Origin of the sequence: Roseibium sp. (genome assembly GCF_048260565.1) — a bacterium.
In the GTDB taxonomy this organism is placed as follows: domain Bacteria; phylum Pseudomonadota; class Alphaproteobacteria; order Rhizobiales; family Stappiaceae; genus Roseibium.
On sequence record NZ_JBLXGP010000007.1, the window covers coordinates 191,575 to 206,254 of the forward strand.

The 14,680-nt window shown below is 62.5% G+C and carries 10 protein-coding genes; 7 read left to right on the forward strand and 3 right to left on the reverse strand.

What is annotated here, in order from left to right; translation table 11 throughout:
* The first annotated feature begins 42 nt into the window (after positions 1 to 42).
* Positions 43 to 774 (forward strand): tRNA (5-methylaminomethyl-2-thiouridine)(34)-methyltransferase MnmD, encoded by a 732-nt coding sequence (gene mnmD, locus ACN0SO_RS16650; RefSeq protein ID WP_417679732.1) that lies wholly within the window; start codon positions 43 to 45, stop codon positions 772 to 774.
* A gap of 6 nt (positions 775 to 780) precedes the next feature.
* Here the strand turns inward: mnmD and ACN0SO_RS16655 are convergent, their stop codons facing one another.
* From ACN0SO_RS16655 to ACN0SO_RS16665, 3 genes are all read right to left on the reverse strand, one after another.
* On the reverse strand, positions 781 to 4,374 hold the full coding sequence (locus ACN0SO_RS16655; RefSeq protein WP_417679734.1) for a KAP family P-loop NTPase fold protein: 3,594 nt from the start codon (positions 4,372 to 4,374) through the stop codon (positions 781 to 783).
* Positions 4,375 to 4,895: 521 nt separating this feature from the next.
* Positions 4,896 to 5,648: an SDR family oxidoreductase gene (locus tag ACN0SO_RS16660; RefSeq protein ID WP_417679736.1), complete on the reverse strand. Its 753-nt coding sequence runs from the start codon at positions 5,646 to 5,648 to the stop codon at positions 4,896 to 4,898.
* A 107-nt stretch (positions 5,649 to 5,755) separates the two neighbouring features.
* Complete coding sequence (locus ACN0SO_RS16665) at positions 5,756 to 6,727, reverse strand: DMT family transporter (protein ID WP_417679739.1); 972 nt, start codon at positions 6,725 to 6,727, stop codon at positions 5,756 to 5,758.
* 75 nt (positions 6,728 to 6,802) lie between these two features.
* On the opposite strand from ACN0SO_RS16665, the gene ACN0SO_RS16670 reads away from it, so the two are divergent.
* The 6 genes from ACN0SO_RS16670 (at position 6,803) to ACN0SO_RS16695 (ending at position 14,584) form a co-directional block, all read left to right on the forward strand.
* The gene (locus ACN0SO_RS16670; RefSeq protein ID WP_417679741.1) at positions 6,803 to 8,197 is read left to right on the forward strand and encodes a PLP-dependent aminotransferase family protein; all 1,395 of its coding nucleotides are present in this window, start codon (positions 6,803 to 6,805) and stop codon (positions 8,195 to 8,197) included.
* Positions 8,198 to 8,350: 153 nt separating this feature from the next.
* On the forward strand, positions 8,351 to 9,658 hold the full coding sequence (locus ACN0SO_RS16675; protein ID WP_417679743.1) for an MHYT domain-containing protein: 1,308 nt from the start codon (positions 8,351 to 8,353) through the stop codon (positions 9,656 to 9,658).
* Positions 9,659 to 9,820: 162 nt separating this feature from the next.
* A complete protein-coding gene (locus tag ACN0SO_RS16680) occupies positions 9,821 to 10,204 on the forward strand; it encodes a hypothetical protein (protein WP_417679745.1) in 384 nt (127 codons plus the stop codon).
* Between the two features lie 572 nt (positions 10,205 to 10,776).
* The gene (locus ACN0SO_RS16685; protein ID WP_417679747.1) at positions 10,777 to 11,643 is read left to right on the forward strand and encodes an FAD binding domain-containing protein; all 867 of its coding nucleotides are present in this window, start codon (positions 10,777 to 10,779) and stop codon (positions 11,641 to 11,643) included.
* A 14-nt stretch (positions 11,644 to 11,657) separates the two neighbouring features.
* The gene (locus ACN0SO_RS16690) at positions 11,658 to 12,167 is read left to right on the forward strand and encodes a (2Fe-2S)-binding protein (protein WP_417679749.1); all 510 of its coding nucleotides are present in this window, start codon (positions 11,658 to 11,660) and stop codon (positions 12,165 to 12,167) included.
* Positions 12,164 to 14,584, forward strand: coding sequence for an aerobic carbon-monoxide dehydrogenase large subunit (locus ACN0SO_RS16695; RefSeq protein WP_417679751.1), 2,421 nt, complete (start codon positions 12,164 to 12,166; stop codon positions 14,582 to 14,584). Before ACN0SO_RS16690 ends, ACN0SO_RS16695 begins: the two co-directional genes overlap by 4 nt.
* Positions 14,585 to 14,680 lie beyond the last annotated feature (96 nt).

Genomic DNA, 14,680 nt, shown 5'->3' on the forward strand with positions numbered 1-14,680 from the left:
GATCAAGGTTCTAATCCCATGGGCGAGCCCACGCAAAAGAAAATGCCGGGACAAATCGTAGCCCCTTGCCTGGACTGGCTGGAGGGCGAAGTGCCGCGGGCGGAAGCCTTTGACGACACGTATTTTTCCCGCGCCGGCGGACTGGAGGAAACCCGTCATGTGTTTCTGGCCGGCAACGGCCTGCCCGAGCGCTGGCAGGGGCGGACAAGCTTTGCCATCGCAGAATTCGGCTTCGGCACGGGGCTGAACTTTCTGACCACGCTGAAGGCCCTCAAGGCGCAGAAAGTTCTGGAGGAAGGGGCGAGCCCGCCGCACCTGACCTTCATCTCCTTTGAGCTGTATCCGATGACGCGGGACGAGCTCGCCCGTGCCCTGAGCGTCTTTCCCGATCTGGCGACAGAGACGGAAGAGCTGACCGCCCAATGGCAGCCCGTGCCCGGCTGGTCGAAGCTGGGTTTTGCCGGCGCGGACCTCTGGCTCGGTATCGGCGATGCCCGCGAAATGATCGCGGATCTTGGCCGGGAAGCCGCGGGCACCCCGTCCGGCCTGGTCGACGCCTGGTTCCTCGACGGCTTCAGCCCGGCGAAGAACCCGGAGCTGTGGGAAGAAGACCTCCTCAAAGCGGCCTTCGACGTCACCGCCACAGAAGGCACTTTCGCCACCTACACCGCCGCCGGCTGGGTCCGCCGCAATCTGGCAAGTGCAGGCTTCACGGTCGAAAAGCAGAAAGGCTTTGCCGGCAAGCGGGAGATGGTCGCGGGGCGGAAGGGCTAGGCTCCCTTACTCAATCGGCGTCAGGCGGCGGAGCCAGTTTCTCGCTGTTGTGTCGATCCGTGCCGGAGAAGGCGCCCCCTTTTGGGCGGCAAACGGGTCGCCCCGGAGCAGGGGAACGAGTCCGGGCGTCTTCAGCAGGGCCGCGACTGCCTTCTGTTCATCGCTCGCCTCGTCATCCAGCGGCGGAATCTCGATGGTCTTTTCGGTGCCGGAATTCTGAATGGCGTCAAACAAGGTGGCCGACAGCACGTCGTCCTTGACGAGCCGGTGCCAGACCTGGGGATATTCCGACATGATCACTATCCAGAGCACCAACTGCTTCCACTTGTCGGATCCGAGCGCCACCCCGCTGGTGGACTGGGCGCTGGCCTGGTAGGCGCCGACCATGTTGACGATCCGCTTGATCCGGCGCGGATTGCCGGGAAGATAGTTTTTCAGTGGATCGAGGCCGTGCTGGCGGATTTCGGCTTCAGCGGACTTTGCGGTCGCTGCGCGCAACATGCTCTCTCGGTTGAGGATGGTGCGCGTCGCCTTTCGTAAGTCGGCCCGCCTTTCAGGGGCGGCTTTCGAAATTCGCTCCTCGATCCGGGTCTCGCTCCGCTGTATTGCAGCGGATTGCTCGGTGATCTTGTCGGTCGAGGCGAGTTCGCTACGGATCTCCTTTTGGATATCCTCCAGTTCCTCTGCCTGTTCGCGCTCCTCCGGCGCTGTGGAGTCCTTGCCGGCTTGAAGGATAGCGGTCAGATAGGCTTCGCGGGTATCTGCATCCGCTTCAGGCAAGACGAAGGAAAGCTGGATCGCCTTTTCCGCAAACCGCCCGCCGAAGGTGACCTGCGTGTCCTTGTGAACGTCGGCCATATCCTTATAGACCTTGGCAAAGGCGGTCTCGATCCAGTCCTTGTCGCCGAGCAGCACGAACACCACCCGCGGCGAACGGAAGATGGTCAGAAGGCCCCTGACTAGTTCAACCACGTACTTTGGCGAGCAGCGGTCGAGGTCATCGACGATGACCATCACCGGATCATCGAGCTGCTCGGTGAACCATGAAAAATGCCGCCGGAATTTCTGGATCGGATCGGCAACACCCAGCGAAGATGCATTGGCGGACTTGCCGGCGCTGTCGATGATAGTTTTCACACCGGACTTGAAGGCATTGATCACGGCGAGGCCCGCGCCGCCGGTGGCGGCAACCCCGAGCAGGGCCTTGATCAGGGGGACATACTGATTGGCGTCCGCATTGCCGTCTCCCGAACTCGGCGGCGGTTTCGACAGGTTCTGATACCATTCCGCGCCGCTGGCCCAGTAAATGAGACCGGCGACGACGGCGAGTACCAGCAGGGTCCGCGCCATTTCCGGGGTGGCCACGCGCCAGATGATTTCGGTGATCTGGAACCGGCACCAGGCAAAGGCTCTTTGAAGTCCGCGCCAGAGCATCACTCCGCTGTAACGCCCGGGCTCGAACAGGATCTCGCGTAGGCACTGGCGGCGAATCGTGCCGTAGAAGTTCCACCAGGGCGGGCTGACATGCTCGTTCTGCCAGGCGTTGAAGTCGACGACAAACCAGCGCCGCTTTGAGAATTCCGGGTTCCAGTAGCGCGGGTCCTTCAGGGGCAGCCCGTCAAGCAGCGTCTTTTCGGTCTTCTTCTTGTTGTCCGGATCGTCACCGTGGCCGACCGGATTGAGGATGCGCGCAAGAAAATTGGCGAAGGTGGTCTTGCCGCCACCCCAAGGCGCATCGATGTGCAGGATGAAGGCGGCGTCATCCGGCTCCTTCGTGCGGCGGTTGAAGCGCTCGAAATGCAGCCAATCGAGGACCTTACGAACGCGGTTCTTGTCGCCCTGTCCCGATGTCTGGCTGGTCCAGATCCGGTTGACATGAGCTGCGAGTGCGAAGGCAAGCGATGCCCGGTTCAGAAGATCCTTCGCCGTCTCCGATCGGTCCGATACGAAATCGGTGTCGTGGGTTTCGGTGATGCGAGGCTGGACAGGTTCAGGGGCATCCGGGTCATATGGGTTATTGCCGAGAGAGTTATGGGATTCCTCAGGTAACAGCTCCGGCCAGTCCTGTTCACGCAGGTAATCCCGTAGTCGAGCGACTTCTTCCGACTTGAGGCTGAGAACGGCACCGCGCCAGTTGCGCCGGGTGATGCCGGCGCCGTCGATGACCTGATCGCGGGGCAGGGGATTGTCATTGTCGAAATACCGGACCTGCGTCGGAAACCGCAGGATACCGTCCTCGTCCACGGTCTCGGTCGAGAGGATCGTCCCCAAGCCGACCAGTCCGCCCCGGTCGTTGCGGTTGTCCGGGTCTATGGCGCGCCAGTAGACGACTGGGTCCCCGGCCTTCATCTTCGTCTGCAACGCCTTGCCGGACTTCCAGCGCAATGTGGACCCGGGAACCGCCTCCGCCGTCCACCGCGCGACCCGGTCGTTCGGCGTGTACTGGAGGATCCAGACGTTGGGGAGGGAGGACGGCGGTTTGTCGGTGTCGCGATCATCCTCTGTCGCGGATCCGGTTCCCCCGACTTGTGCAATTGCGTCTTGCGCATTCTTGACCATGGAATCGGAAAGCTCTGTGATCTTGGCGAACTCGCTTTCCGGTATCTTAAAATTTTCGGCGACCTGCCGGACCTGTTCGGCGGTGGAGGAGCGGGTCTGGTTGACACTATAAACGCCGGGCTCGGCGTCAGGCAGCGTGTCGGCCTCAGGCATGGCTTCAGAATACTGCTTGCGAAGCTCCGCCATTCGCGCTTCCAGTTTTTCTGGACCGCCCTTGTGATAGAACTCGATGAGTTCTCTGATCGTTGCGTTGACGAGCTTCGGACCCTGTTGCCACATCGACTCCGGCAGCGTCACACGTGCAACCGCGAGCGCTTCATCCTCCGGTAATCGCCCCGCCAGTCGGTCTTCGTACCACTCGGTCCACACTTCCCAGTCTTCGTTGAGGGAACTGAAGGCGGATTTTAGTTCTTCCCAATCCTTGGCAAGGTTGTTGGGAATTTGCCCATCGAGCCAGAGGGGCATGTCGGCCAGTCCTTCGACTGGTCTTCCATTGTCGATGTATTGCCTATCTGAACTTAGAGCGGCATAGACTTCGGCGGTGGTGTTCGTGGCGTCGGTAGCGACTTTGATGGCATTGGCGGTAGCGATGGCGGCATCTGCGGTGGCGGTATCCGCGTCGTAGGCGTTACCAGCTGCATAGATGGCTGCGGTAGCAGCTATGGCCGCATCGGAGGCGGCGTAGGCGGCGGCGGTAGAAATAGCGTTAGCATTATAGGAGACGTCCGTAACGCTAGTTGCGTTTGCACCCGCCCCCGCGGCGTCGCCGGCCTTGGAGACGATGATGGTAGCTACCTTGAGGGCGCTTAGCCTTTCTTCGCTGATTCCAGGCTGGGCAACATATGAAAACGCCCAAGAACTGGCACGAAAGATCGGCAGAAGAATGGCTGCGCGCGAATTAATGAGGTCTACAGTCCGCCGGATAAATGGAAGTACCCGAAGCGCACAACGCGCTGCAATCGCCACGGATACCTCAGGCGGCTGCTCCCTCAACCACGCTTCCAGTTCTTCTGTGTCGAATTCTTCCGGTGCTGCAACCACGTGCCATCCTCCTCCGTCACAGCTTATGCGGGAGCAGTCACCTTGCGCAATATGGACCGGGACACCGCCCTGCCGCTCCCCCGTCATTCCAGACCAGTGAGGCGTAAGCCGAACGCCGATCAGGAACCCCGAAATCATTCACGCCGCAGGCGTGTCCGAAACCTTGGAAAAAGGCGCGGGCGAGCGCCCGCGGCTGATGCGCTGGATCCCGGATCTGCGACGTGGGCGCTGCCCACGCTTGTCCGGGATGACGATGTGTGAGAGTGCCTCTGCCACCAACCTCAGGCGTCATTGCCCGGCGAAGTCCGGGCAATCTACTCGCTGGTCCGTTTGCCGGAGCGATTGCGAAGGAAAGAGGACATGGCTCCTCATTCCAGGCCTGTGGCCCAATATCCGGCGAGGTGGATTGGATCACCCGGACTTCGCCGTGTGATGACGGCAGAGTGTGGGGCAGGTTAGGGGGTCTGGCCCACCTTTGTTCCCGACCGAATAGCAGAGCCGAGGCCGATGCGAATAAGCACCTAACCCCGCCCGATGAACGGCATTTTCGTTGCCATGATGGTCATGAACTGAACGTTGGCCGACAGCGGCAGGTCGGACATCTGGACGACCGCGTCGGCGACGTGCTGAACGTCCATGACCGGTTCGGGCATGACGGTGCCGTTGGCCTGGGGCAGGCCTTTCTGGAAATGTTCGGTCATCTCCGAGGCCGCGTTGCCGATGTCGATCTGGCCGCAGGCGATGTCGAAGGGGCGGCCGTCGAGGGAGAGCGTGCGGGTCAGGCCGGTGATGGCGTGCTTGGTCGTCGTGTAGGGCACGGAGCCCGGCCGCGGGACGTGAGCGGAAATCGAGCCGTTGTTGATGATCCGGCCGCCCTGCGGGTCCTGGTGGCGCATTATGCCGAAGGCGCCACGGGCAATCAGGAACGCACCGTGCAGGTTGACGTTCAGGACCGTCAGCCACTCGTCCACGCTGAGCTCGTCGATCGGCTTGGCAGGCACGTTGTTGCCGGCGTTGTTGAAACAGACGTCGAGCCGGCCGTAGGTGGATTTGATCGCTTCGAACAGGGCGTCAACCTGGGCGGCGTCGGTGACGTCGCAGGCAACGCACAGCGCCTGACCGTCCTTCGCGCCAGCTGCGGCCTCGGTCAGGCGCTCCTCACGCCGTCCGGTCAGGATGACTTTTGCGCCCGCCTCCAGAAAGGTCTGCGCCGTTCTCCGCCCGATCCCCGAGCTTGCGCCGGTGACCAGAACCACCTTGTCCGCCACTGCCATGATTGTCCCTCCGCTTTCCGGCGCTGTTTGAAGCCGGTTCGGCCCAAAGACTAGGCGCCGGAAAAGGACGGAGCAAGCCGGTATCGCCGTTTCGGGTACGCCCGCCGTCAGGTTTCGGTCGGCGTTGCTTCATGCGTGGTCTTGGGCGCAGCCTGCTTGCGGGCACCGGCGTAGATCAGCCCGTAAAGGCTGGTCGCGACGACGACAAAGGCGACGACCTGATAGGTCGCGACCGTCTCGTTCATGAACACAACGGCCAGCACCATGGTCACCGCCGGCCAGGGCGCGGTGATCGAGCTGGCGAGCGACACGTCGATGTGGCGCATGGCATAGAACCAGACGATCAGTTCCAGATAATAGATTGCGCCCATTGCGATGGCGAAAAGCTGGAAATCCGGATTGAAGAGGTCCGATAATGGCAGAGATCCGTCCGGCCGAACGAGAAGCAGGGCGCCCAGGAACACGCAAGAGACCGCCACACGGAAGAAGGTGATCTGTGCCGGGGTAATCGGCGAGCTGCCGAGAACTTCTCTCAGGATGACATGGGCGACGCTCCACAGGAACGGCACGGTCAGCGCAAACAGGATCCAGATCGACAGGCCCTCGATCCGCCAGGTGCCGCCGGTGGCAAGGTAGGCGATCGCCGCCAGCAGGGCGAAGGTGAAGACCAGTTCCAGTGCCGTCTTCCGCCGCTTCAGGAACAGGGTCTCCCAGAGGATGGCGAACAGCGGATAGCTCTGGATCGCGATGGCCGCGCCGACGGCCCCGGCCTTTTCCACGGCCAGCACATAGGCATAGGTCGACAGGCCGAAGATCGCGCCGGTCGCGAGAACGACGGTCAGCGTCCGGCGTTTCATCGGGCGCGGGACCGATGCGGCGAAAATGCCTGGATCGGTGGAGGTCAGTTCGCGCAAGAAAAGGGGCAGGGCGAAGACGAACTGCCAGGCACTGAGCAGAAACGCGAAGCTGAGCGCGTCGATCTCCGCCGGCCGGCTGTTGGAGACGATCGGCATCACCCCTAAGATCATCAGGCACATCAGGGCGAGCGATATTCCGGTTTTCGGATCGTTCCTGCGCATCGATTCACTCCGTAATTCAATACAATTTCATAAATTGCATTGACAATTGTTATGATCAATCGAAACATTATTCTCATGACAATTTGGCACCCCACGCTCGAAGGCCGGTCCGGGCCGAAATTCCGTCAGATCTCCGATGCCATTGGCGAGGCGGCCCTGAACGGGGATTTACGCCCCGGCGAACGCCTGCCGCCCCAGCGGGACCTGGCCTATCTGCTCGGCGTGTCGCTCAACACCGTCAGCCGCGCCTATGCGGATGCCATCGACCGGGGATTCCTCAAGGGAGAGGTTGGTCGCGGGACGTATGTGCGCGGCAGTGGCCCCTTGCCGTTCGCCGGGCAGGCGACCGGCCTGAAGCGGGAAGCGGCGGGACCTATCGACTTCTCGCTCAACCTGCCCGCACCGGGCGATGCGGACCGGGACTTGGCGAGAACGCTGAAGGACCTGTCGGAAACGGACGGGCTCGCCGCCTTCCTCGACTACGACATGTTTTCCACGCCCGACCGTCACACGGCGGCGGCAGCCGGCTGGCTGGGCAGGACGGGGTTGGACGCGCGGCCCGAGGGGATCGTCTTCACCTCCGGCGCCCAGCACGGGCTGCTGGTTTCCCTGATGGCGACCCTGCGGCCCGGAGACGTGCTCTTTACCGATGAATTGACCTATGCGCCGATCAAGGCGCTCGCCCACCGGCTGGACCTGAAGCTTCGCCCCGTCGCATCCGAGGGCGGTACGATGAGCCCCGATGCGCTGGAGGCGGCCTGCAGGGGCGTGGCCGGCAAGGCGGTCTACTGCATGCCGACCCTGCACACGCCGACCACGGCCACCATGGACCGGGAAAGGCGCGTCGCCCTTGCAAAGGTTGCGGAAAGGCATGATCTGACGCTGATCGAGGACGATGTCTTCGGCTTCCTTCCCGTCGACCGGCCGCCGCCCTTGGCCAGTTTCGCGCCCGAGGGCACGATCTATATCGGCAGCGCCTCGAAAAGCCTGGCACCGGGCCTGCGGGTCGGTTTCCTGCACGCACCCACCGGACGGATCGCCGACCTGCGCGCCGCCGTCAATCTGACAAGCTGGATGTCGCCGCCGCTGATGACGGAAATCGCCTGCCGCTGGATTGAGGACGGGACGGCGGAGCGGCTGAACGACTTTCAGCGCACAGAAGCGATGGCGCGGCAGGCAATGGCGCGGGAGCTGTTGCCGGAAGACTGTCTTCACGCCGATCTTTGCGGGTTCCATGTCTGGCTGACACTGCCGCCGGAATGGCATGCGGATGTGTTCCGGATGGAGGCCGAACGCCGTGGGGTGAAGGTGATGGTCGGCGGCGCCTTTGCCATCCGTCCCGGGGAAGCGCCCAACGCGCTCCGCCTGTGCCTCAGTCATGAAAGGGATCGGGAGCGGGTTCGGCGGGGGCTTGAGGTCGTTGCTGATCTCCTTGGAGACCGCAGCGAGACCGGCGCACTGATATTGTAGGCCGCATCGGCGGTCGGTGATGACGGCTTGGATATTTGCGGCGGATCGCTTATCTTTCATGTCAAGATCGCGTTACCCGGAGAGGACCGGGCAGATGGATCGCCGGTTCGCGTTGGGTTGAGGAAGGACCGGGTTGAGGGAGGAAGTCCGTAGATGACCGTTGCGCACGAGCCCTGGCTCGTCGTGCTGTCCCTGATCGTCGCTTTTCAGGGGAGTTTTGTCGGGCTGAGCCTTGGGGTTCAGGTCACCGACGCGGTCGATCCGCGGCGGCGGTTTCTCTTGGCGAGTGCCGCGCTCACCCTTGCCCTTGCAATCTGGTCGATGCATTTCGTCGGCATGCTGGCCGCGCGGCTGCCGGTGGCCGTCGATTTCCTGGTTCTGCCGACGCTGCTCTCCTTCCTTGTCTGCGTGCTTGTGGTCGGTGTTGCTGTCTTCGCGGCCAGCAACGGGCCGCTGACGGCGGTACGCCTTGGCCTGTCCGCGCTCGTCATGGGGGCGGGCATCTGCACAATGCATTATCTGGGCATGTATGCGCTGCATGCGTCCTCGCGGATGGTGCATGACCCGACCTATGTGGTGGCAAGCTTCCTGGTCGCCTTCAATGCGGCCGGCCTTGCCCTGTGGCTGAGCTTCGGCTCCGGCAAGCGCCCGCCGATCGTCGTCTCCGCCGCCGTTCTGGCCCTGGCGATCTCTGCCATGCACTACACGGCCATGGCCGGCATGCTGATCTTCCCGCGCGCCGAGGGCGTCGCCTTTACCGCACCGGCGGTGACACCCGGAACGCTGGCGATCATCGTCGCCTGCGTCGCCTTCCTGGTCTCGGGCCTGTTCCTGCTGACGCTGGTTCCCGACAATCAGCGCGCTGACGCTGTCGCCGAGCAGGGGCGGCGCGATACGGGAGGGGAGGCGCCGTCATGGACTGCCGAAAGCGGACAGGGGACAGGTATTCTTTCCGGCTTGAATGCGAGGCTTCAGGAAGCCGGTGCCATGGATGGTCTTATTCAACCGGCCGACGGCGGTGAAAGTGCGCCCAAGCGGGCCGCCGGGCTTCAGGCCCCGTCGCAACGGTCGGTGTCAGCACATGTCAGCCGCGGACTACCCGTGGAACGGGACGGGGCCAGGAGCATGGTCAATACCTCCGACATCGTCGCGGTCCATGCGGACGCCCATTACACCCAGCTCTTCGACGGCACGCGCAACCATTTCTGCCCGCTCGCCATCAGCGAGGTCGAGCAGCAGCTCGACCCGAAGACCTTCAGCCGCGTTCACCGTAGCCACATCGTCAACCTGAACCGGGTTGCCAGCTACAAACGCTCCGGAGACGGCGGGGTGCTGACCATGGAAGGCGAGGGTCACCACAGCGTGCCGGTCAGCCGCTCCCGCTGGACCCGGGTGAAGACCCGGCTTGCGGAGCAGCCTTCCGAGATGTCTGCGGCGTTTTCAACGGCTGCTGCGGAGTAGTTTGGATCGGGAAGCGTAGGCTCGACAATTTCGCCGCCTGCTGCCTCGGAAATTCCGGCACGGATGCCCCTATTTCTTCTGCGCTGTTCCGATTGGGGTGTCGTCCTGTCTCATTCTATGGTTGTGTAGTCAGGGCTTTTATCGCGAATGGTACGATCTGGCATGTTGCGTAAATTCCTGTTTAGTGCAGTTGCGTTGCTGTTTGGCGCAGTCGGATTTCTGATGGTCGCGGGTTTCTTCGGCTATTTTCTTCTGTTCCCGCCTGTCCCACCACCTCCAGGGATCGGAAGAGGCCTGGTCGGCACTTCTGCCGCTGCGAATACTGAGTTTCAGCGCCGGGTAGCCGAGCAGTACCCGCTCCCCATCCGTGAAGTCGAACTGGCCAAGCTCCTTGAACAGCAAGGTTTCGAAGTCTCTGACGATCGCAAAATTGCATCTTTCGAAGTGCGGAATTTTGTATGTAATCAGTTCTGGGACATCAGTTGGACAGTAGATGCTGGAGAAGTTACCAAGATCGAAGGCGTGTACATCCGTCATTGCCTCTGAATTAGAAACACCGACAAGGGCGCTTTTCCCGCAGTCTCGCGCCACCGACCGGTTCGTTGTCCGAACCTCCAAGGCTCGGTCCTGTTCAATTTGCCTTGTTTTCTCACACGCATTACGTGTTGCTGCGCTGCCCATTCCCGACTTTGCGGGTTTCTGACGGCCAATTGCACGAAATTCGGATACCAAAGCCTGAAAGCGCGCCGGGACGCAACGGAAGCCTTCTGCCTGAATGGCTTAAATCCCCGATTTTTCCTTCAGTCATAAAGTGCCTTTTTCGTCTGAAATGTCATGAAATGCGTCAATGTTTCTGACGTAATTCGTGCGGAAAAACGCGCATTCCGTGTAATTTCGAGGTGCTCCGTGCAGCGGTCGTTGTCATTGCACTGCACTGTTTCCCACCATGAGACAGGTTGTCGCGCTTCGGTGCCTTTCCGCATTGGAGGATGCGTCGGAACGGATGGTCGGCAGAAGCTCTGCCGCAACGATCCGGTTTCGGGTGATGACCGCAACGACGAGGTCGGACGACTGGATGCGCGCGTCAGGTGGTCCGTCGACTTGAGGGAGGAAATGACGTGATTCCAGGTGAATTCACCTATCACAGGCCGTCGACCGTGGCTGAGGCCGTGGCGATCCTGGCCAGCCATGGCGATGAGGCCCGTCCGCTTGCAGGCGGGCACAGCATCATCCCCATGATGAAGCTGCGCATGGCAGCCCCCGAACACCTGATCGACCTGAGCGGCGTCGCCGATCTCAAGGGGATCCGCGAAGAGGGCGGGGCGATCGTTATCGGCGCGATGACGACACAGCACGAGCTGATCGCATCCGATCTGCTGGCGAGCAAATTGCCGATCATCCGCGAAACGTCGCTCCTGATCGCCGATCCGCAGATCCGTTACCTGGGCACCATCGGCGGCAACGTCGCCAACGGCGACCCGGGCAACGACATGCCCGCACTGATGCAGTGCCTGAACGCGTCCTATCGGGTCGCCGGCCCGAACGGCGAGCGGGACATCGCCGCCCGCGATTTCTATGAGGCTGCCTATTTCACGGCCCTTGCGCCGGAAGAACTGGTCACCGCCGTCAGCATCCCGGTTCCGCCGGCAGGCCACGGCTTTGCCTATGAGAAGCTGAAGCGCAAGGTCGGCGACTATGCCACCGCCGCTGCGGCCGTCGTGCTGACCATGTCCGGCGGCTCGGTAGCCTCCTGTTCGGTGGCACTGACCAACGTCGGCGACACGCCGCTTTATGCCGCCGACGCCTGCGGGATCCTCACCGGCTCCACCCTGGATGCGGACACGGTGAACCGTGCAGTTGCCGCCGCCGAAGCCATCACGCGGCCGGCGTCCGACGGCCGTGGCCCTGCGGAATACCGCACCAAGATGGCCGGCGTGATGCTGCGCCGCGCGCTTGCCCGCGCCGCCGAACGCGCAAACGGTTGAGGGAGAGACCGAGAATGAGTGATATCGAACAGGTACCGGTCACCCTGACCGTCAACGGCAAGAAGGTGCAGCGCTTTGTTGAGCCGCGCACCCTTCTGATCCACTTTCTGCGCGAGGAACTGAACCTCACCGGACCGCACATCGGCTGCGAGACGTCCCATTGCGGCGTCTGCACGGTCGAACTGAACGGCATGTCGGTGAAGTCCTGCACCTTGTTCACCGTTCAGGCGAACGGCGCGGAAATCACCACCATCGAAGGCATGGCCAATGAAGACGGCACGCTTTCCGCCCTGCAGGAAGGCTTCCGCCAGATGCACGGCCTGCAGTGCGGTTTCTGCACGCCGGGCATGATCATGCGCGCCCACGTGCTCTTGAAGGAGAACCCGGACCCGACCGAAGAGGAAATCCGCATGGGCATCTCCGGCAACCTGTGCCGCTGCACCGGTTATCAGAACATCGTCAAGGCCATCCAGTACGCCGCAGCAAAGCTGCAGGGACGTGATTTCCAGGAGGCTGCAGAATGAATGACATGACCCCGACACGGGAACAGCGCGAAGCCGCCCTGGAAGGCATGGGCTGCAAGCGCAAGCGCGTGGAAGACATCCGCTTCACGCAGGGCAAGGGCAACTACGTCGACGACCTCAAGCTGCCGGGCATGCTGTTCGGCGACTTCGTCCGCTCGCCCTACGCCCACGCCAAGGTCACCAGGATCGACGCCAGCAAGGCACTTGAATTGCCGGGCGTGATCGCGGTCCTGACCGCGGAAGAGCTCAAGGGCGTGAACCTCGCCTGGATGCCGACGCTCGCCGGCGACGTCCAGATGGTTCTGGCCGACGGCAAGGTGCTTTACCAGAATCAGGAAGTGGCCTTCGTCATCGCCGAAGACCGCTACATCGCAGACGACGCGATCCAGCTGGTCGAGGTGGAATACGAGGAACTGCCGGTCCTCGTCGATCCGTTCAAGTCCATGGACCCGGATGCGCCGGTGCTTCGCCCGGACCTGGAAGGCAAGACCGAGGGCGCCCACGGGCCCCGCAAGCACCACAACCACATCTTCACCTGGGAAGTGGGCGACGAGGACGAGACCGCCAAGGCTTTCAGGGAAGCCGACGTCACCATCAAGGAGCTGATCTCCTATCACCGCACCCATCCTTCGCCGCTGGAAACCTGCCAGTGCGTGGCCTCCATGGACAAGGTGACGGGCGAGCTGACCGTCTGGGGCACCTTCCAGGCGCCGCATGTCATCCGTACGGTCGCATCCCTGCTATCCACCATTCCGGAGCACAAGATCCACGTGATCGCGCCGGATATTGGCGGTGGCTTCGGCAACAAGGTGGGGGCCTATCCGGGCTATATCTGCGCGATTGTCGCCTCCATCGTCACCGGCCGTCCGGTGAAATGGGTCGAGGACCGCATGGAGAACCTCTCCACCACGTCCTTTGCCCGCGACTATCACATGACTGCTGAAATCGCGGCCAGGAACGACGGCACGGTCACCGGCCTGAAGGTGCATGTGCTGGCCGACCACGGCGGCTTCGATGCCTGTGCCGACCCGTCCAAATGGCCGGCCGGTTTCTTCAACATCGTCACCGGATCCTATGACTTCCCGACCGCGCATCTGAGCGTCGACGGGGTCTATACCAACAAGGCACCGGGCGGCGTCGCCTACCGCTGCTCCTTCCGCGTGACGGAAGCCGCCTACTGCATCGAGCGGGCCATGGACATCCTGGCCCAGAAGCTCGGCATGGACCCTGCGGATCTTCGCATCAAGAACTTCGTCAAGCCGGAGCAGTTCCCGTATCACTCCGCCCTTGGCTGGGAATACGACAGCGGCGACTATCACACGGCCATGCAAAAGGCGATGGACACCATCGGCTACCGGCAATTGCGTGAGGAACAGAAGGCCAAGCAAGAAGCCTTCAAGCGCGGCGAAACCCGTGAGATCATGGGCATCGGCGTGTCGTTCTTCACCGAAATCGTCGGCGCCGGTCCGTCCAAGAACTGCGACATCCTCGGTGTCGCCATGTTCGACAGTGCCGAAATCCGCGTCCATCCGACCGGCTCGGTAATCTCGCGCATGGGCACCAAGTCCCAGGGCCAGGGCCACGAGACCACCTGGGCGCAGATCATCGCCACCGAGATCGGTATTCCGGCGGCCGATATCATGGTCGAGGAAGGCAACACGGATACCGCACCCTACGGTCTGGGCACCTACGGCTCGCGCTCCACGCCGGTCGCCGGTGCCGCGATTGCCCTGGCCGCGCGCAAGATCCGCAACAAGGCGCAGATGATCGCAGCCCACATGCTGGAAGTTTCCGAATACGATCTCGAGTGGGACGTGGACGGTTTCCAGGTGAAGGGCAATCCTGAAGCGCGCAAGTCGATGAAGGAAATCGCCTGGGCCGCCTACAACGCTCCGCCTCCGGGCATGGAGCCGGGGCTCGAGGCCGTGTCCTACTACGACCCGCCCAACATGACCTATCCCTTTGGCGCGTACTTCTGCGTCATGGATATCGACGTCGACACGGGTGTCTCCAAGATCCGCCGCTTCTACGCGCTGGACGATTGCGGCACCCGCATCAACCCGATGATCATCGAGGGCCAGGTGCACGGGGGCCTGACAGAGGGCTTCGCCATCGCCATGGGGCAGGAGATCCGTTACGACGAGATGGGCAACGTGATGGGCGCGTCCTTCATGGACTTCTTCCTGCCGACGGCGGTCGAAACCCCGCACTGGGAAACCGACTACACAGTGACCCCGAGCCCGCATCATCCGATCGGTGCCAAGGGGGTCGGCGAAAGCCCGAATGTCGGCAGCGTGCCGGCCTTCTCCAACGCCGTGAACGATGCCTTCGGCTTCCTCGGAAGCACCCATATCCAGATGCCGCACGATGCCTGGCGCGTCTGGCAGGCCGCCAAGGATCTGGGCGCCCACGGCTAGCGCACGACGCTATCCGGGCTCCCACAGCCCGGCGATCAGGAGCCGCTTGCCGAAACCGCCCGTTTCGGCCGGCAGGTCGGTAAGCGGCTCCTCCTC